The sequence below is a fragment of the Paenibacillus sp. FW126-R14 genome, from assembly GCF_058789495.1.
Genome location: NZ_JBYTBS010000019.1, coordinates 18,671 through 38,726, shown reverse-complemented (window position 1 = coordinate 38,726; position 20,056 = coordinate 18,671). Strand labels below are relative to the sequence as shown.

Annotated in this window: 16 protein-coding genes; 10 read left to right on the top strand and 6 right to left on the bottom strand. The window is 47.3% G+C overall.

The annotated features are described in order from the left end of the window. Nucleotides 1-3: 3 nt before the first annotated feature. The gene (locus tag AC3WRW_RS14375; RefSeq protein ID WP_492546993.1) at nucleotides 4-1,506 is read right to left on the bottom strand and encodes a spore germination protein; all 1,503 of its coding nucleotides are present in this window, start codon (nucleotides 1,504-1,506) and stop codon (nucleotides 4-6) included. Nucleotides 1,507-1,677: 171 nt separating this feature from the next. Here AC3WRW_RS14375 and AC3WRW_RS14370 point away from each other — a divergent pair, with 171 nt between their 5' ends. The 9 genes from AC3WRW_RS14370 (at nucleotide 1,678) to AC3WRW_RS14330 (ending at nucleotide 16,034) form a co-directional block, all read left to right on the top strand. Beyond that, nucleotides 1,678-2,973, top strand: a complete 1,296-nt coding sequence (locus AC3WRW_RS14370; protein ID WP_492546992.1) for an ABC transporter substrate-binding protein — start codon at nucleotides 1,678-1,680, stop codon at nucleotides 2,971-2,973. Between the two features lie 20 nt (nucleotides 2,974-2,993). Beyond that, nucleotides 2,994-4,802, top strand: a complete 1,809-nt coding sequence (locus tag AC3WRW_RS14365) for a sensor histidine kinase (RefSeq protein WP_492546991.1) — start codon at nucleotides 2,994-2,996, stop codon at nucleotides 4,800-4,802. A gap of 4 nt (nucleotides 4,803-4,806) precedes the next feature. Further along, on the top strand, nucleotides 4,807-6,339 hold the full coding sequence (locus AC3WRW_RS14360) for a response regulator transcription factor (protein ID WP_492546990.1): 1,533 nt from the start codon (nucleotides 4,807-4,809) through the stop codon (nucleotides 6,337-6,339). Between the two features lie 274 nt (nucleotides 6,340-6,613). Continuing rightward, entirely contained in the window at nucleotides 6,614-9,394 is a 2,781-nt protein-coding gene (locus AC3WRW_RS14355) for a beta-galactosidase (RefSeq protein WP_492546989.1), read from the top strand. 60 nt (nucleotides 9,395-9,454) lie between these two features. Then, complete coding sequence (locus AC3WRW_RS14350) at nucleotides 9,455-10,387, top strand: ABC transporter permease (protein WP_492547035.1); 933 nt, start codon at nucleotides 9,455-9,457, stop codon at nucleotides 10,385-10,387. 47 nt (nucleotides 10,388-10,434) lie between these two features. Then, nucleotides 10,435-11,343, top strand: coding sequence for a carbohydrate ABC transporter permease (locus tag AC3WRW_RS14345; RefSeq protein WP_492546988.1), 909 nt, complete (start codon nucleotides 10,435-10,437; stop codon nucleotides 11,341-11,343). A 42-nt stretch (nucleotides 11,344-11,385) separates the two neighbouring features. Beyond that, entirely contained in the window at nucleotides 11,386-12,993 is a 1,608-nt protein-coding gene (locus tag AC3WRW_RS14340; protein WP_492546987.1) for a DUF3502 domain-containing protein, read from the top strand. Nucleotides 12,994-13,067: 74 nt separating this feature from the next. After that, complete coding sequence (locus AC3WRW_RS14335) at nucleotides 13,068-14,087, top strand: LacI family DNA-binding transcriptional regulator (protein WP_492546986.1); 1,020 nt, start codon at nucleotides 13,068-13,070, stop codon at nucleotides 14,085-14,087. Between the two features lie 204 nt (nucleotides 14,088-14,291). After that, nucleotides 14,292-16,034 carry a methyl-accepting chemotaxis protein gene (locus tag AC3WRW_RS14330; protein WP_492546985.1) on the top strand — a complete coding sequence of 581 codons (1,743 nt, stop codon included), beginning with the start codon at nucleotides 14,292-14,294 and terminating at the stop codon, nucleotides 16,032-16,034. Nucleotides 16,035-16,079: 45 nt separating this feature from the next. Here the strand turns inward: AC3WRW_RS14330 and AC3WRW_RS14325 are convergent, their stop codons facing one another. Continuing rightward, the gene (locus AC3WRW_RS14325; RefSeq protein ID WP_492546984.1) at nucleotides 16,080-16,682 is read right to left on the bottom strand and encodes a TetR/AcrR family transcriptional regulator; all 603 of its coding nucleotides are present in this window, start codon (nucleotides 16,680-16,682) and stop codon (nucleotides 16,080-16,082) included. 172 nt (nucleotides 16,683-16,854) lie between these two features. Between AC3WRW_RS14325 and AC3WRW_RS14320 the strand changes: the two genes are divergently transcribed. Next, nucleotides 16,855-17,613 (top strand): SDR family oxidoreductase, encoded by a 759-nt coding sequence (locus AC3WRW_RS14320; protein ID WP_492546983.1) that lies wholly within the window; start codon nucleotides 16,855-16,857, stop codon nucleotides 17,611-17,613. A gap of 72 nt (nucleotides 17,614-17,685) precedes the next feature. On the opposite strand, the gene AC3WRW_RS14315 is transcribed toward AC3WRW_RS14320, so the two are convergent. The 4 genes from AC3WRW_RS14315 to AC3WRW_RS14300 all read right to left on the bottom strand — a co-directional run bounded on the left by AC3WRW_RS14315 (nucleotide 17,686) and on the right by AC3WRW_RS14300 (nucleotide 19,893). Beyond that, nucleotides 17,686-17,913, bottom strand: coding sequence for a hypothetical protein (locus tag AC3WRW_RS14315; RefSeq protein ID WP_492546982.1), 228 nt, complete (start codon nucleotides 17,911-17,913; stop codon nucleotides 17,686-17,688). A 529-nt stretch (nucleotides 17,914-18,442) separates the two neighbouring features. Beyond that, nucleotides 18,443-18,913 carry an SRPBCC family protein gene (locus tag AC3WRW_RS14310; RefSeq protein WP_492546981.1) on the bottom strand — a complete coding sequence of 157 codons (471 nt, stop codon included), beginning with the start codon at nucleotides 18,911-18,913 and terminating at the stop codon, nucleotides 18,443-18,445. 36 nt (nucleotides 18,914-18,949) lie between these two features. Continuing rightward, on the bottom strand, nucleotides 18,950-19,390 hold the full coding sequence (locus AC3WRW_RS14305; protein ID WP_492546980.1) for an SRPBCC family protein: 441 nt from the start codon (nucleotides 19,388-19,390) through the stop codon (nucleotides 18,950-18,952). Nucleotides 19,391-19,395: 5 nt separating this feature from the next. Continuing rightward, nucleotides 19,396-19,893 (bottom strand): MerR family transcriptional regulator, encoded by a 498-nt coding sequence (locus AC3WRW_RS14300; protein WP_492546979.1) that lies wholly within the window; start codon nucleotides 19,891-19,893, stop codon nucleotides 19,396-19,398. Between the last annotated feature and the right edge of the window lie 163 nt (nucleotides 19,894-20,056).

Here is a 20,056-nt window from a genome sequence, read left to right as displayed (position 1 = left end):
TCCTCATCTGCGCTTCTGACGAACGAGATTTTTTTGACGGAAGACCTTAGGGCGAGTAATCATATTCGGAAAAGTAAACCGGACGATCGTATCTTTCTGATCTGATAAATGGAACGGAGCAAAAGGCGACATAAAAGGAACGCCAAAGGAGGAAATCCCGCACAAATGGACGACCAATGCGATGATCCCTACAAAGATGCCAAAAAGACCAAATGTGGCGGCCAGCATCATAAGCAAAAACCGGATGATGCGAATCGTAATGCCGAGGTTGAAGGCGGGCAGAACGAAGTTGGACATCGCCGTAATCGATACGACGATAACCATCGCGGCACTTACGAGACCTGCTTCCACGGCAGCTTGACCGATTACTAGCGTGCCCACAATAGAAATGGACTGCCCAACGGTTCTAGGCATACGTACACTGGCTTCACGCAATATTTCGAACGTAATCTCCATCATAATCGCTTCGATAAAGGCCGGGAAAGGAACGCCCTCGCGCTGGCTTGCTAAATTATAAAGCAGCGTGGTCGGCAGCATTTCCTGATGAAAAGTTGTAACCGCAATGTAAAAAGAAGGGGTTAATAGTGCCAATCCAAAAGACAATAAGCGAAGCAGACGGATTAAGGAGGAGAAATTCGCCGGCTGGTAATAGTCCTCGCTGGATTGGAAAAATTGGGTGAACAATGCCGGAACAAGCAGGGCAAACGGCGTCCCGTCCACAAGAATGGCAACGCGTCCTTCCAATAAATCGGCTGCAATGACATCCGGACGCTCAGTGTTGAAAATGGTTGAAAAGGGTGTGTTCTGTTTATCTTCAATCAGCTCCTCAATGTAGTTGCTCTCCAGGATAGCGTCTATATCAATGAGGGATAGTCTGGTCTTTACTTCTTCGAGCACCTCTTCGGACACAATGTTTTTGACGTAGGCCACTACCACGTCTGTTTTGGTCACTCTGCCAATGCTCATTGTTTCCATCCAGAGATTGCGGTCTTTGATTTTGCGGCGGAGCATGGCTGTATTCCATTGCAGCACCTCTGTAAAGCCTTCCCGGGGGCCGCGGACAACCGACTGCACATTGGGTTCTTCGACCTGGCGCCCGATCAGCTCCTTGGTGCCAATCGCCAATGCCCGCTTGCATCCGTCCAGCAGCAGAATGCTTTGACCGGACAATAGCTTTTCAAAAAGATTGTTCAGGGTGTCAATATGCTCAACTGTGCCCGAGGAGACCACCACATTTTCCAAATAGCTCAGCAGATCTTCGGGATTCAAGTGTTGTTGTGCGCCGTCCTTGCAGCAGGCAAGCAGGGTGTCGATCATCGAGTACAAGTTGGAGAGGCCAGCCATATAGACAACCGCTCCTTCGATGGAACGATGATCGCCGAGATTAATCTGGATTTCCCGGATGGCAATGTCGCTGCTGTTTCCCAGCTCTTGTGTGATCTCCAGCAAGTTATCTGTCAGACTATCGGCCAACTCCATGTCCAATCCGTTCTCGTCATGTTTCATGAAAGCCTCCTGCATAAGCGCTATTCGGGCAAGATCTGTTTGAGCATAGTATTGATATAAATTCCAAATTTATGCATTGTTTGAAACGCACCGTTGCTTTACGAAGATCTTATAGTAAAATAAAAGGCAAACAGATTTATGTAAGCGGTAACATGGAAAGGCGGGGAAGGAATGCAGCTGCGTTTTATCGCACTTGGAATAGCTATGTCCGCGCTCTTGGCTGCTTGTCAGCAGGGGGAGGTGACTTCGGTCGCAAAAAAGCACCCGGCAGAGCAGACCCTTACCTGGATTCATCATTTTGATGAGGAAGGCGCGCGTAAATGGCTGGAGATGGGAACACAGCAATTTACCCAAAAGAATCCGATGTATACGTTCACGCTGACGGGAGTAGATGGAGGCAACTACATGAGTTTGCTTCGTACAAAGGTCATCTCCAATAATATGCCTGACATCTATATGATGGATAACTTGGAGTCCGCAGAGGACTTAATCCGCACCGGCTACGCGATGGATTTGACCGGCCAGCCCTTCCTGTCTCAGATTGACGAGCGATATTTGAATGGCGTGAAATCGGCTGATGGACGAATTTGGGCGCTGCCTATTGATGTCAATGGGGCCGGTGTTATTTACAATAAAGACGCTTTCGCAAAAGCCGGTATTCACAGTCCTCCGAAAACGTGGGATCAGTTTATAGAAGCCTGTGAAGCGCTTAGAAATGCTGGCCTGACGCCCATCGCAGCGGGTTATAAGGATAGCTGGACCATCATCTGGGATATAACGGCCGATCTGTTAGCCAATCAGCATGCAGAGAATATAAATTGGTTTTCCGAAATTGAAGCAGGTCGCACGACATTCGCTGAAGATCGCGTTCATTTCAAAGCCGTGCTGAAAAGATTCGGCGAACGCTTGAAATATGTGTCAAAGCCATTTGAAACGGATTGGAATCAGGCGCAGTTCTTACTGGCTGAGGGGAAAGCGGGAATGATTATTAACGGAACATGGACGGTTGACGGGGTAAAGTCGAAAAATCCGGCCAGCAATCTGGGATTGTTCGCTTTTCCTTACTCCAACGATCCTCAAGATGCCAAGTTCGGATTAAAATCAACAGGCGGCATTGTCGTCAATCCGAAATCCCCCAACAAAGAAGTCGCCTTACAACTGCTGAACCTGTTTGCTTCCAAAGAATTGGGCACCGTCTTCCAGAACAATAAAAAGGCATTGTCTGTCATTAAGGGATTGCCAAATGACTTTGATCCCACTTATGTAGATTTGGATGAAACCTATATTCAAAAGGGGAAAACGTATGATTGGTCCAGCTTGCCGACGGATTTCGTTAATCAGGATTTGCATAAGGTGTTTGTGGATGCTTTGACGAAATTTGTACTCGATCGCAATCACAATGTTGAGTCATGTATTCAAGAGCTTGATCAAGCCTTCGATCGATTTCGCAAACCCATCAAAGGATAGACGGCAAGGAGCGGTGCAGAGTGGCAGTTCCGATATGGCGACAAAAGCGGATCAAAGATTATCGCATCCGTACGAAAATATTTTTATCTAATATGATCATTATTTTATTCATTTCGGCGGCAATAGGCGGAGCTGCGATCTACGCTTCAACTAAATTTATTGAATCGAATACAAGAGACCTTTCCATGCAAGTCATTCATCAAGCCTCGGATAATATTGAGAGCAAAGCCAAGGATGTATTCAATTCATCGGTCTATGTTCTAAGCGACAATAATATCAGGCAAATTGTTGCCGAACAGGGGGAACAGGTAACTAGCGATAATTATCCGGCATTTCGCAGTCGCATGGAATTCCTGCTTGCGCAATACGGAAACGGCAATCCCTATATGAATGCGATTATGATTCAAACCGGGAAAGGACAAGTGTATTGGTGGGAAAATAAGAAGGGGTTGGATCATACTTTAAATCTTGACGCTGCGAAAGCCATAACCGAGATGGGAGCCTCTTATTTAAACGAGCATGGACTGAATATGGGCTGGTCCCCTCCCATCCGAAAGCAAAATGAAGTAATGCTCGTTAGAGATTTCACCGATTTGAATCAAATTGACCGCAGTTTAGGTACGATCGTGTTTTGTATCGATTCCGACTATTTCCTTTCGCTGGGAAGCGGGAGTTCGATAATTAAGCCAAATAATGTGGCTATTCTTAGTCCTTTCAACGAGCTGTTAGCCGGTGGCAGCGATCCTGATACAGCGAATTTCATTAAAAAAAGTTCGGGCATTGCCCTTAGCGAACCAGATTCATCCATGGCCATGGTAGAGCATGCAGGAACAGGGAGTTATTTATTCGTGCAAGAGCGAACCCCAAAGCTTGGATGGCGGATCTTATGTTTTATTCCTATGACAGCTTTGCTGTCGGATACGCGCTTATTAATTTTAGTCATCCTGCTGGTTTCGCTGCTGGCAGTTCTGATCTCGACAGGTATTGCCGCCCTGCTCTCCAATTCGTCGACCCGCAATATCAAGACTCTGGAGCAAACCATGAGAAAGGTGGAGGAGGGCAACTTTGACGTTCGAATTGAGCCGCTGGGGAAGGATGAGATTGGCAGCCTCACCGTTCGTTTTAATTTCATGCTTTCCAGGATCAACGAGTTGATCAATACGGTGTATAAAGAGCAGATAGCCAAGCAGCAGGCGGAATTCACCGTTTTAATGAGCCAGATTAATCCGCATTTCTTGTATAACACGTTAGGGACTGTAAAATGGTATGCCCGTTTGAAACAGCAGCCGGAGATTGAACGAATGGTTACCGCTGTTATTGATCTTTTGAAATCTTCCGTCCGGCGAGTCGGAGAGTTCCACAGTCTTGAGCAGGAAATTGTCCAATTAAAAAATTATATTTACATTCAGAAGATCGGGTACGGGGACGCTTTCCAGGTTGAATACGAGGTTGACGAGCAGCTGCTTGGGTGCGAGGTGCCTTATTTTATTTTGCAGCCTCTGGTGGAGAATGCCATTCTTCACGGCATTGAAATGTCGAAAGGAAACGGACGAATTTGCGTTTCAGCCAAGCAGGCGGAGAACCGGCTGATCTTGATTGTCGAGGACAACGGTGTCGGCATGTCGGAGAAACGGACTGCGGATTTGTTAAATACCGTTGCCAAAGAGGAAAGGGTGCCTGGCGTGACAAGTATCGGAATTCATAATGTGCATGAACGCGTTCAGCTCTATTATGGACAGCAATTCGGGCTTCGTTATGAGAGTGCGCTTGGCGTGGGCACGAAAGCAATGATATGCATACCACACAAGACATATCGCCAGAGGAGGTAAGGCTATGTTGAACGCTATGATTGTAGAGGACAATGCCATTTACCGGTATGCCATTAAATCGATTCTCCGTTGGGAGGATTACGGGTTCCAAATTGTAAGTGAAGCGCTAAATGGCGTGCATGCCCTTCAGCTGCTGCAGGATCAGCGTGTTGATTTAATTGTGACCGATATTTCGATGCCGGAAATGAACGGTATCGATTTAATTCAGCAGGTGAAACAATGGGATTCAAGCATCAAAATCGTAGCTCTAAGCTCTTTCGATGATTTCCGTTATGTGAAGGAGGCTTTGAAACTTGGCGCTGAAGATTATTTATTAAAGCATGACCTGGAGCCGGATACCCTTCAGCAGCTGTTGCAGCATATGCATGTCAAAATTTTGGAAGATTACGAGCGGCGGAAGCAAGCCGATTACCGAGATGCGAATTTGCGCGAGATGCAGCTGCTAGTGGGGCGCAAGCTGCTGCTTGGGGAATGGCAAACGGCTGTAGAAATGGAGAGCCAAGCATCGGCGGTTCGTTTTCCGTTCCAGAACGGACCTACTGCGGTTATTGTCATGGAGGGGGAGCTGCCGAATATTCTTCCTAAGGACACGAAGGAGCCGCAGCAGGAACTGATCACAATGGTTATCCCTATTAAGAACCGGAGAAACGCGGCAATCATTTCTTGTCCCTATGAAAAGAGCGAGCGTAAATGCAAAGAGGAAGCACTTCGCCTTGCTTCGCTTGCAGTAAAACAAAACGATACGGTAACGGCAGGTATAAGCTCCATCGGCTACGGATTAAAAGACTGGTCCGCCTTGTATCAGCAGGCAAAGTCAGCATTGGAACAATCCGTATACGAAGGCGCCGGGAAAACGTATAGCTATGCAAGTACTAGCGTCATGGACGGTGAACCGGCTAAAACCAATTTGGCGATACAAGCGCTGGCCGCAGCTGTGAAAAGGGGCGTTTGGGCGGAAGTCGAAGCTCAGATAGACTTCTTTTTTCAGTCTCTGCGTGAAAGAAAACGGCCTCTTGTGGAATTAAGATCACTCCTTATGGAGGTCATCCTGCTAATCAAAACCACTGCATTGGAAAAAAATGTGTTTTCTGAGCCTGTGGAAAATTCTCTTAAACAGCTGAGCCAAACCATTGAGGCCCTTCCGCTCTTGGATGAAGTAAGAAATTCTCTGTTGAGCTTGACCCGATCGATGCTCGGAAACCGTTCCGGGAATACCCAGATAAGGAAGGAGATTCAAGCGGCGATTGCTTACATAGAAGAGCATTATGCCGAAGATATCACGGTTGCGAAGATGGCCGACGTTCTCCATCTCAGCAGCAATTACTTATCCAATTTATTTAAAAATGAGACCGGCATGCGGATTGTTGAATACATGAACCGATGCCGGATCCGCAGAGCCAAGCTGCTGCTTCGGGACCCGGCTTTAAAAGTGTATGAGGTTGCAGCAAAAACAGGGTTTCAAGAAACTTCTTACTTCTGCAAAGTATTTAAAGAGATCGAAGGGAAGACGGTGAAAGAATTCAGATGTGAAAGTTAATGCAGCGGCTTTGCCCTCGGAAAGCTCTGTGAAATATACAAGAAATCTGTGAATTATTGAAGGAAAAAAGCTGTGAATTCAGATAGAATTCGCAGCTTTTTTGTATGCCGATCGTGAGAAAATATCATCGTTTTATTATAAATTTGAATGTTTCCTATAATGAAAGCGCTTAATCAAAAGTTTATACTAACTTCACTGATAAAAATTGTAGATCTCCAGTTAATGAAATGGGTTTCATAACGAACGATTGGATAGATTCGAAGGAGGGCAACCATTGCAACCATCCGAAAATAATGAAGCTGTCATCCATCTGTCACCGGAAGCACTGAGAATAAACGGGAACCCGGAAATCATACTTTGTGCCTCCTTATTTTACTTTCGACTCCCGCAGGGCGTGTGGAAAGAGCGGCTGCTTAAGGTGAAAAGTGTCGGCTATAACACGATTGACGTCTACTTTCCTTGGAACCACCATGAGACTCAAGAGGGCGTTTGGGATTTTACAGGGGAAAAAGATGTTGCTGAGTTTCTGAGGGAGGCTTCTGATGCCGGTCTTTGGGTAATAGCCAGGCCGGGACCTTACATCTGCTCCGAATGGGACGGCGGCGCACTGCCTGCCTATTTATTTGTCAAAGAAGATCTCCGTATCAGAGAGAACGACCCTCATTATCTGCAGCATGTAGCTAGATGGTATGGTCAGATTCTGCCCATTATCCGCAACTATGAGAAAGGGCAAGGGGGGACGGTCATCGCCGTTCAGCTGGAGAATGAGCTGGATTTCTACCCTTGCTCGGATCCTAAGGGTTATATCTCCGCTTTACGGGATATGGCTCTCCAGCATGGCATTTCTGTACCTATGCTGGCATGTGCAGGTCAAGGGGGATTGCAGGAGGCTTCAGGCTTCACTGAAGATGTGGTGCCAACGTGCAACTTTTATCCAAACGACCGTGATCCGTTCTTTGAAGATAAAGTGCTCTCGTATAGGGAAGAATTAGCCCGGTACGGGTATCCCTTGCTTGTCACAGAAACGAATCGTTCGCACTTTCTGCTTCGCAGATTGCTGTCGGCCGGAGCGAAGATGCTCGGACCTTATCTGCAAGCTTCCGGCACGAACTTCGGGTTTACGAATGCGGCCAATAATTGGGGCAATCCGCTATCTTTCCTCACATCGGACTACGATTTCAATGGCATGCTGACTCCGGAAGGACATCTTCGGGAGGAAGCCTACGAAGGCAAACTGCTGGCCCGGCTTATTCAAACCTTTGGCCGTTCATTGGCCGAAGCAGCGCCGGTTGAGAGTTTGACTGGCCCCCTTAGATTAGCTTTAAAGCAGGGCGGGGAACTCTTGTTTCTAACGAATGTGAAAGATACAAATGAAGGCGCATACATTCAATACTCGGATGAAGAAATTCCGCGTTATACAACCCTTGTCGCAGCCGGCGGACACTGCCCGGCCCTGCCTGTGCAGATCCCCCTGCAAACATGGGACATTCCAGTGAGCGGCACTCTGGCGTATGCGACGGCTGAGCTTTTCGCTGTCAAGCGCCTTGCTGACCGCACATTGTTGGTGTTTCATACCGATGGCGAAGGAGAGCTCTGTTTTACATTTGATACGGAGGTGCGATTGGAAGGCGGAGATATGCAGGCGCATGAGGAGGCTGCGGGTCAAGTGGTTATCTCTTATCGATCCTCTGATAAAGAAGCCAGAGCAAGGATTCATGTGTCTGAGCATCATGTTATAGAAATGATAGGATTGAGTCGTACGCAGGCCTTGCTCTTTGAAAATGTCGATGAGACCGGCAGCCTGATAATTGGTGCTTATCCGGAGCGAATAACAGAAAGTGCCGATCTCCCTATTACATGGGCGCAAAGCCATGTTAGTCCGGTCGTTTCCCTGGGATCTGAGGAAGTGGCGCTCGGTGACACAGCCGACTTTTTAGAGAAAAAGGGGATATATCGCGGTTTTGCATGGTATAAAGCACGACTCAAGCGACCGAAGGAGAGCAATTATCTGGGTTATATGCTGCAGCAGGCGAGCGATGTCATTTCCTTGTATAGCGGTGATTCCTTTCTAGGTACGGTAACGCCCGGCGGAACCAGCCACTATATCCCAACTGATGCTCCATTTCATGAATCATTGACTGCCCGAGTGGAAATCTGGGGACACACGAATTTCCATGATACGAATTTGCCGGCTTTGCATCTAAGCAGCCTTAAAGGACTAAAGGGGATTGCCGGTATTCTTTCAGTTCAGGATCTAAATCAAAATTGGAGATACAAACGAATGAGTTCGGGTGAGAACAAGGAAGATTACGCAGATGTAGATGTAAATCACCAGCATTGGCCGATTGTCAGCATTGGCGGATGGTTATCCACAGAGCAGCCTGCTCATCAGTGTTACCGCAAACAGGTGAGGCTGACAGAAGAAGCGGATACCTGGATGCTGCATACAGTGGGGAATTTCACTTATGCCTATGCTTATGTGAACGGTCATGCACTCGGACAGTTGAATCCGTTGAATCCCTATGTGGATTTAACCCCATTTGTGAAGGCCGGAGAAACAGCAACCATAACGTTATTTCTGGATAAAACGTACGGTTCACTAAGCGGACAAATTTCCCTCTATGAAGGGGTAGCAGCCAAAGAATGGACGTTGAGCGCATGTCAGGAGGCCGGTCTGCTGCGGCATGCCGCTAAGTCTAAATTAGCTGCGCATGCGGTTGAAGCCTCCTTATCACTCAGGCCGGGGACAGTCTCATGGTTATACGGCGAGTTAAAGGACGATAATCAAGGGCTGGGCTGGAGAGTGTGCGCGAAAGGCAAGGATTTGAAGCTGACGATCTTTTTCAACGGTCATTTGATCGGACGTTTATGGACGCAAGGCGGTGCGAACAGGCCGGTTTTCCGTGGAGGCAGTGATGACTCCGTTTATGTGCCCGGGCCCTGGTTCCGCAAAGAAGATGAAAGCAACGAGATCGTTATTTTGTTAGAAGCGGTATCGGTGGCAGGGGATGCTTTGTTAGAGCTTCTTAGTTTTGTACCTGTAACCGCCAATTAGATAGAAAGGAGCGTACCGATGAGAACTGCCATCACCTCAAGCAGCTTGGAAGAGGAGCGTATGATAATCAAAAAGCGCTCAAACAGGCTGCGCAGATTTTGGTCACACCGCACCTTACTGTTGATGTGTGTGCCTGCTATTTTATTTTTCTTGGTTATGTCGTATCTGCCTATGCCGGGGTTATACCTCGCATTTATTAACTACAATTATAGCAGCGGGTTGTTTGGAAGCCAGTTCGTTGGATTTGACAACTTTAACTTCCTGGTCACCTCAGGGGCATTGTGGAAGCTCACCTTTAATACGATTGCCTATAATCTTGCGTTTATCCTGATAGGAAACATTTTGCAGATTAGCATCGCCATTTTGCTGAATGAGCTTCGAAAAAAATGGTTCAAGAAAATGGCCCAATCGCTCATGTTTTTGCCCTTTTTCATCTCCTTCGTTCTGGTGGGCCTGATTGCCTACAATATTCTCAGCTATGATTACGGTTTGCTGAACGGCATTCTGAAATCCCTCGGTTGGGACCCGGTGAAGACATACTCCAATCCCGGAATTTGGCCATTCATTATTGTCATTACTTATTTGTGGCAGTCTACCGGATATGGGTCGATCGTCTACTTCGCAGCCATTATGGGATTGGATTCGGAGATTGTAGAAGCAGCCGAAATTGATGGTGCCAACGCACTTCAACGTATTCGCTATATCGTGCTGCCTTGGCTGAAGCCTACTTTTATTATTTTGCTGCTGTTCTCCTTAGGCGGTATTCTCAGAGGAAATTTTGGATTGTTTTATAACTTGGTTGGGGCCAACAATACAGCCTTATTCGATGCGACGGACATTATTGAGACTTTCGTGTTCCGTTCATTAATGAACAATTTTAATTTCTCGTTAGGAAGCGCTGTCAGCTTGTATCAGTCTGTTTTTGGATTCTTCATCGTCATCACGGCTAACTGGCTCGTTAAAAAGACTTCGCCTGAGAATTCTCTCTTCTAAACCAAGCGCGCCAGCCAGTCAAAATAGTAGCTTAGGAGGTACAAACAGTGGAGCAAGTCATCGCACGGCAAAGGGGAACTGATTTTTCTTCGGTGGCCATCCGCGTATTTGGTTATGGGTTTATTGGTTTATTCGCGCTATGCTGTCTACTTCCATTCCTGCTCGTTCTAGGTACCTCGTTCACCGCAGAGAAATCCATTACGCTGCATGGCTATAATCTATGGCCCAAGGAGTTCAGTACATTTGCTTATAAAATTGTTTTCGAAAATCCGGGATTGATCATCGGCTCCTATGGGGTAACGATGGGGATTACCTTGGTCGGAACGACAATCGGATTATTTATCGTCGCCATGACCGGATATTCCTTGCAGCGCCCTGATTTTCCGTATCGAAACCGCATTTCTTTCTTCATCTACTTTACAACGTTGTTCCAAGGCGGAGTTGTTCCCTTTTATCTGATAATGACTCAGTGGCTGCACTTGAAGGATAACTACTTGGCGGTGCTTCTGCCGGGATTGATGAGCCCGTTCCTGATCATTATGATGAAAAGCTTCGTCACCTCGATCCCGCATGCAATCACGGAATCAGCCAAAATGGATGGGGCGGGTGACTTCAAAATTTTCACCAAGCTCATCCTGCCGATGACAACACCGGCCTTAGCAACAATCGGCCTGTTCATTGCACTTGGTTATTGGAATGAATGGTACAATGCCATGCTGTTCCTCTCACCGGATTTAAAATATAGACCGCTGCAATTGTTCCTCTATAACGTCGTGACCAGTGCTGATTTTATTAAAAACTCCTCTGTCTCATCGAATGTTCAGCCCAGAGATATGCCTTTAGAGTCTATGAAAATGGCAACTGCGGTCGTTGCAACAGGACCTGTCATTCTATTTTTTCCGATGATTCAGAAATATTTCATCAAGGGTATTACCGTTGGCGCAGTGAAAGGCTGACGCAAAGCATATACCAACATATTAATGGGGAGGCACTTTCGTATGGATAATAGAAAGAAGAAAACGCTTGGCGTAGCCTTAACAGCAACACTTGCTTTCAGTCTAACCGCATGCACATCATCTTCGAACACGACAACAAGCCCGGCCGGCACTGCTGCAACAACGGCAACCGCTACGGGAGCAAGTGCTTCACCCAGTAAAATCGATACTTCGGAATTTCAAACCATTTCATACGTCATGCTGGGTGACAAACCGAAAAACGGTCAATTTGAAAAAGTGATGGAAAAGGTTAATGCCATTTTGAAGCAAAAGGTAAATGCCAAGCTGGAGATCAAGTGGGTGGAGTGGGCGGATTGGCAAACCAAATATAATTTGCTGCTCGCTTCCGGGGAGCCTGTGGATCTGATTACCGTTGCAACGGATTGGCTGGATACATGGCAAAATGCACAAAAAGGCGCTTTCATGCCTCTCGATAAGCTGCTTCCGACATACGCGCCGTTAACATGGAACGAAGTACCGCCTGAGAACTGGGCAGAGACGAAATACAAGAATCAGATCATGCTGATTCCGGAAGATCACTATACGCAGTGGGTGAATCATGGATTCTTGTATCGTGGCGATTGGGCCAAGGAATTCGGCATAACAACACCCATTAAAGATTGGGAAACGATGGGCAAATACTTCCAGGGCGTCAAAGATAAGAAGCCTGGCGTCGTGCCTTGGGATGCGAATGGAACCGCTGCCGGCAACATTGGAGGCTACATTAATTCCTACACGGATGCGATTGAACTTCCTGTTAATACAGGCTTATTCAATCTGATTTACGGCAAATCGTACGATCAGAAATATACAGCCTACAGTCCGATTTTCGATAGCACTTTCGTTGATTTTGCCAAACTAATGAAAGATTGGGGCGATAAAGGCTTCTGGCGTGAGGATGTGCTGAATTATAAGGGAGATAACCGTGCCGAGCTTGAGGCAGGCAAATCCTCCGTGGATCAGCATCATACGCAAACGTTCCTTGGTGAGCGCACCAAGATGGATAAGCTGCAGCCTGGTTCCGATCTTCAATTCTTCCCTTTTTCCGCTACGCGCAACAATCTCGTTTCCATGTCCATTACGCATGGAGGAACCTCTATCGGTGCGAAGAGCAAACATCCGGAACGCGCTCTGATGGTGTATGAGCTCATTCGCCAGGATCCTGAAGTGTATCATTTGATGAACTATGGCCTCGAAGGGGTTCAATATGTCATTAAGGATGGCAAACGTTTCCGTCCGGATGGCTACGACGTACAACGCGACGATTTCTACAGCAATTTCTGGGGTGGACGTATAGACAAAAATGAAATTCCTGACGGCACCGATTGGGTGGGCAAGGGAGCCCTATACGCCTCCTATGACAAGATCAAAAAGCCATTTCCATACGGCCGTTTTGTTTTCGACAAAGCTGCTGTATCCAATGAGCTGACGGCTATTACACAAATTGTAGGGCAAATGGCGCCTGCTATTCTATACGGCAAAGCCGGTGACCCGGAGAAGGCCGTGAATGATTTCCGTACGAAGCTGAAAGCGGCCGGGTTCGATAAACTGCAGGCGGAAGTGCAGAAGCAGCTGGATGCTTTTAAAACAACTGTAGAGAGCAGTAAATAGAAGCAAATAGAAGAGGTCGAAGGTCTGTTTCCGAACAGGCCTTCGATCTTTATCACTCAAGTAACGGAGAGTGTATGCCCCTGGAATCCATTACCGTCTACGATATCGCTAGGGAAGCTAACGTTTCCGTCGCAACAGTTTCCCGTGTGCTTAATGACACGGCTCCTGTTCGCACGTCAACGAGACAGAAGATTATGGCTATTATTGAAAAACATAAGTTTCAGCCTAATGCTTTGGCGCGCAGCCTGGTGAACAAAAAAACAGGTATGATCGGTGTTTTGTTTCCGGATAGCAGCAACATGTTCTTCCCTGAAGTATTCGGAGGGGCGGAGAGAGCTGCGCAAAAGTTGGGGTATACGCTTTTTCTATGTAATACGTTTAGCGATTTCAGCAGAGAGTCCGAGTATTTGACCTTGCTTCGCGAAAGGCAGGTAGAAGGACTTATTTTCATGGGCGGCCGCATCAATTCACGGCATTGTCCAGATGCACTTGTGCAGGAAGTACTGGATATTCAGAAGAAAATTCCAGTGGTTCTCATTAACGGATCACTGCCTGGACATCCATGCCACCGTGTGAAAACGAACGAATATTTGGGGACAGAGCTGATCATGCAGCATTTGATCGATCACGGACACCGGCATATCGGTTTTTTGGGCGGAAGCGGGGAAACCACGACCACGTTTGAGAAGCTGCAGGCGTTCCGGCGCATGATGCATGCGAATCGGCTCCCGGTTCGTAAAGATTGGGTACGTCTGGGGGATTTTTCAATCGCCTGCGGTTATGAGTTGATGAGTCAGATATTGGAGCTCAGGAACCCGCCTACGGCTGTTATGTGTATTAACGATTATGTGGCTATCGGGGCGATGAAAGCCGCAATATCTCGGGGTTTGCGTATTCCTGAGGAGATGGCGATTGCCGGATTCGACGATACACAGCTTTCATCGGCTATGAATCCAGAATTGACGACCGTTTCACAGCACAGCGAACAATTGGGCAGGCAAGCTATGGCGATTTTGCACAAGCTAATTCAGAAGGAAAAAGTAAAGAAACTGACGGTTCTAGCGCCGCTGCTTATCGTAAGGCAGAGTACATAGGGAATCTGGATGTATGTTGAAGATTTATGCTTTTATTGATAAAAAGTAAAAATGTAGGAATTTCATAATCGGAAGATCTTTGTCCGATTTTTTTTAGCTATTCAAAATTCAGTGAGTCGCGCCGAAATTAAACATAGGATAATTTATCCATGTCAAAAAGGGAAAACACGTCCCCTTATAAAAAAACTTCGGAGGCTGGACAGAATGAAACTTACGCTTTATAAGAAACTGCTTTTTAGCTTTGTCATCGTTTTACTGCTTCTAACGGCAATTAGTCTGACGTCCCAAGTTAAGATGAAATCAATGGGTGAAACCGCCAAGCAAACGACGGATAAGGGACTTCCCTCTGTCATTTTGCTTGGCAATTTAAATTACGATTTGAAAAGTCTCGACGATCAAATGCTGCGCCTCCAATTCAATATGGAGGATAAAACGAAACAAAATTTAAGCGGAACCGGGATATTGGGGGATGAAAGCACGACTACTCCAGTAGAGAGGATTCAAACTTTGTTTAATGGTATTCAAAAGAAAGTCAGTCTTCTGGAAGGGATTTTCCAGAACGAAAAAGACGTCCAAATGCTCAATGTCTTTAAAGAGCAATGGACCCAATACGCCAGCTCCTTCCCGGCAACGCTCGCTGCCGCGCAGCAGCATGGAGCTGAAGGCATGGCGCTCATCCAAGTCTCAGACAGCAGTCTGGGCAGCTGCTCCTTGTTGATTGAGATGTTCACCCAACGCATACAGGATGACGCGGAAGGATGGGCCGCACAGGTAGAGCATTCCTACCAGAGCGGTGTAACGTGGAATATTGTACTCAGTGTGATTGCCGTGCTCTTGGGATTGATCATCTCGTTCCTGATCGCCCGTCACGTTTCCAAACCGATTTCCTTCATGAGTGCTGCCGCCAAACGCATTTCCGAGGGGGATCTTTCCGTAACCTCTACGGTTATGAAACGTCGGGATGAGATTGGGGATCTGCAAGCCTCTTTTGCTCAAATGACGGAGCATATGCGCAGTATGATCGAAGCCGTGAATGGGCACGCCCAAAGCGTCTCCTCCTCTGCGGAGCAGCTTCGCACAAGCTCCATCGATATGCAGGAAGTGTCGCATCACATCACTCAGACGGTGAAAGAAGTGGCGACCGGTGCGGATCAACAAACGCTGGCGATGGAAGAAACTACGCGTTCTATGGAGGAAGTCGGCGCCGGTATCTACCGTATGGCCGAAAGCGCCTCCTCTATTGCCGAGTCTATCGAGTGGACCAAACAGCAGGCCGAATCCGGTGGAACGTATGTGCAGAGCACCGTTCAGCAAATGGAATCGATTCATGAATCCGTTCATCAAACCGATAAAGTTATGTCCTTATTGGAGCAAAAATCCCAAGAGATCGGACATATTTTACAAGCGATTCAGGATATTTCCAAGCAAACGAATCTTCTTGCCCTGAATGCCGCGATTGAAGCGGCGCGCGCTGGCGAGCAGGGGCGCGGCTTTGCCGTCGTATCCGGCGAGGTCCGTAAGCTGGCTGAGCAGTCCAGCCAATTCTCGGCAGAAATCTCCATCTTGCTCGGTGAAATACAATCCACCGTCCAAGACTCGAACGAAGCGTTGAGTCAAGTCAAAGAGGAAGTGCAGACAGGCATTGAGCTCGTTCAGAAAACGGAGCAAAATTTCGGTGAAATTGTGCAGTCCACGAATCAAGTGGCTTCGCAAATTCAGGAAATGGCGGCAACTTCCGAACAAATGTCGGCAGGCGCTCAAGAGGTTACGGCGTCTGTTCAAGAAGTAGCTTCCATCGCCAGAAAAACCGCCGACTCTTCTCAGGACGTTTCACACTCAGCAGTGAATCAACTCGAAACGACCGGCGAAGTCAAAGTCGCTGCTCAAACCTTATCCGACATGGCCGAGGAAATGCAGCAAATTTTAGCGCGTTTCCGCATCGCTTAATTTATTCACAAACAAGGAGCCCTCGTTAAAGAGCGGGCTCCTTGTTTATTTTTTATGGGGAAGAACGGTATGAACGACCGTAGGGCGCCAATTAATGATTTTAATAAGCTGTTCCTGCATATAAGCGGGCGTATGCTTGAATCCGCTTTCGACCCAGTGCAAAACAAGCCCAAGCAAAGCATGGATGGAGTAAATCGAGAGAAGTTCTTGGTCAATTTGGTTGTCTGCATGGATCAATTCTTCCTGCGTGATCTTTTTTAAGGCCGTGAACATTTTTTCCCGCAGGCTAGGGAGAACGTCACTCTTCATCAGAACGGTATATGTGGATGAATGCTCAAACATATGCTCGAAGATCATTACGGAATTTGCCGGCAATTCATGAATGCGAAATACCTCATTCTTTTCGTAAGGCGCTCGAAATGCAAGCAGTAATTTTTGAATCAGCTCCGTAAGGATGTCATCGAGCAGATCTTCCTTGCTTTCATAGTTGGAATAAAACGTACCGCGATTATAATTCGCCTCCTCAACAATTTCGGTTATTGAAATGGAAGTAAACGGCTTTTTGGACATAAGAGTCAATAAGGCGGTTTTTAAAGCATGTTTACTTCGAAGGATCCGGCGGTCCGTTTTAGGAGAAGATTCGCTCATTCCATTCACTTCCTCATGTAATATTCAACAAAGTCCCCGATTCTGTTCGTTAGAGAACAGATACAACATTATTGCTGATTGAAATCCCTTTCATCTATTGATTATACTTGTTTTAACAGATGTTTTGTATTCAACATTTGTTCATTTTTTTATAAAGTGGAGGTATCCTAAAATGAGGCTTTCAGGAAAAGTAGCTGTCGTTACAGGTGCTGCTTCGGGGATGGGAAAAGCAATCGCTGAACTTTTTGCAGCTGAAGGAGCAAAGGTCGTTGTCTCTGATTTGCGTCTTGAAGCGGCTCAGACCGTAGCATCCGGCATTGAATCAAGCGGCGGTGCAGCCATTGCGCTCGCAGCCAATGTGGCAATCGAAGAGGACGTCCAACAGTTAATAGATAGCACGGTAAAACAATTTGGCACAGTTGACATATTGATCAATAACGCAGGTATCATGGATAACTTCGTTCCAGCAGCAGAATTAACCGATGAATTGTGGGAGAAAGTTTTTGCGATTAATACAACGGGGCCTATGCGAACAACGCGGAAAGTACTTCCGATTTTTACTGAGAAAAAGAGCGGTGTCATTGTGAATATTGCCTCGGCGGGGGGCTTGTACGGTTCGAGGGCAGGTGCCGCGTATACGGCAGCAAAGCATGCAGTGGTCGGTTTCACCAAAAACGTTGGCTTCCAATACGCAAACTTAGGTATTCGCTGTAATGCTGTGGCACCGGGTGGCGTGAACACCAACATCGGCTCATCGATTACAGCTCCAAATCCATTCGGTATGGAACGTGCAACTATTGGGATGGGAATTAACCCGCGTGTAGGCGATCCGGAGGAAATTGCGAAGATTGCTTTGTTCTTGGCTTCGGATGAAGCAAGCTTTGTTAACGGTACAGTTGTTACAGCGGATGCCGGCTGGACAGCTTACTAGAACTCATTGCAGAAAGCCCTATGAATTATCATAGGGTTTTTTCGCGTTCGTCGGAGCGGTGAAGCCATTCATTTAGCGTAAAAAACTGATTACCACTGTTGCCGCGCCGAAGACCATTAAAAGTGAGAAAGCGAAGTATCCGAACAACTTCAGAGGACGCGGCATAGCATTCAAATCAATTTTTTTGATTGGTCCACCCTCGATATTTTGAATAGAACGAAGATGCTCATCAACAAAATGATCGTTTTGACATATTTTCATTTTCTCAAGCTGGGTTTCGTGGATGATAATTTTGCTCATTCCGTATCCCCTCTCCATTTGGGTTGTGTGGATTATTTTACCATGGGGAGGGTGTCAATCACCACATATATCCTCTTGAGGCTATCCCCAGTCATTTGAATAAAGGGAAAAGTTCCCACTAAATGGACTGCAGATGCTTGTCAGATCCATTTAGTGGGAAAACCTCCCTCTATTTGGATGGATTCCGTCAGAATCGAGTAAATCCGCTCTAATTAACGGGAGGTTTTCCTTCAAAATTGCCTGCAAGGTCATTATCCGATCCATTTAGCGGGAAATTTTCCAATTAATTCATCTGTCTTCGGCTCAACTTGAGACCCGCCCGATTGCGGGAACTTTGTTCCTTATTTCGGTGAAAAGCAGGAATTTCGGGCGCGCGAGGGGAACTGCAGGGGCTTATTTCGCCGCGATGATCGAACGATCAGCGCGGAATGGTGAAATAGAGGCCCCTAGTTCCCTCCGACTTGCCGAAAGGGCTGTTTCCAGCCAAATAGCGTCCTGCAGTTTCCCTCCCTCAAGCGGCCACAAGTTCTCAGACGGACATGCTCTGCAAATGCACCTCGAGCCGGTCAAGATTTTGCTCGTTGCCTGGTAATGCGAAGCTCTTGATGGCGTTGAAGATAGCGGCGGTTTCGAAAAGCTGGCGCCAAGTCAGTCTGGTTTGGCCACCAAGATCCTCGAACGTTGCCGTGAGCTGAAAATGGGGCGCGTAAAGGTGCCTCAGCACGATCCGTTCGGGCCCAACTTCGACGAATTCGCTTTTGTTGGGATAATCGACTCCGTTCGGTCCGTGCATCACGAACTCCCATATCCCTCCCGGCCGTAAATCGAACTCGTGAAAAGTGTTCGTAAACCCGTTCGGCCCCCACCAACGGGCCAAATGCTCGGGATTTGTCCAGGCTTCGTAAACGAGAGCGGGGGATGCATCTATCACCCGAGTTGATACCAATTCATACTCCTCCGCAGCGCTGATTTCGTTGTTTGGCGTTCCGTTCTCCGTCATATCCGTTCGTTTCCTCCTCTGCCTGTCTAAAATCAGTTAGCCGATCTCCAGCAGCACACCCAGCTTATCCAGCATTTCCTTCGTGCCGTGCTCACGCTGAGCTGGCGTATCGTGGCCGTCGAGGAAGACGCCTTGCTCGGTGAAAATCAGCTTGGTGCCATCACCCTCCGCCTTGAATTCGACGGTCGTTGCGGAAACGGACATCCGCGTCTCGTCCATATCCAACGTATAGGTGTAGATGATGCGCTCGTCCTGCACAATATCGTGGTACCGGGCATCGAAGGTAAATACCGGTCCTCCGGGAGGCCCCCCTTGACTGCTTTCTCCACCGCCGACACGGAAGTCAAACGCATCCGCTTTCGAAAACCACTGCTCTTTCAGGCGGGGGTCCGCCCAGTAGGTAAAAGCCTTTGCCGGCGAGGCTTTGTATACTCGTTCGACGACGAATGTATGATGAACGGCAGATGATTTGTTCATGATTTTCAGCTCCCTTGATTCGATTCGCCGGCATCCTTCTCGAGGATGTCGCCCAGCAGGTCCAGACGGTGTTCCCAAGTCATCCGGCGTTCGAGGATCATTTTCTCATTGCTCTTTTTCATTATTTCCAATAGTTTTGTAAAATCTTCGACTGTCACAGGCTGTTTCAAATGCATCAGGTTGGAAACGTATTCCAATCCGGCCAAAAGCTTTTGCTGCGTCGCGATCGTTTCTTTCAGACGGGTAATTTGCAGCGACACGATTTCCAGCGGACTGAATTGCCCGCCGGTTACGACGGATTTGATCTCCTCCAGCGATAAGCCGAGCTCTTTTAACGACAGTATTTGCTGCAATCTCGACAGGTCGGCCTCGTTATACAGCCTGTGCCCCGAATCGGAATGCGCCGACGGAGCAAACAAGCCGATCTGATCGTAAAACCTCAATGTTCGTATCGTGAGTCCCGTGAGCTTAGCCAGCTCTCCCACCTTCCAAAGCTGCTTCATAACCACCTCTTTTTACTGCGCATCGTTTTACCGGTAACTATACTATAAAACATGACGTTACGTCATGTGCAAGCGTTAAAATGCAGTGGCTGACGTTGGGTATCATGGGTGACCCATAAATTTACAAATTTTTTACACGTAGATCACACTTTTATCATCAATG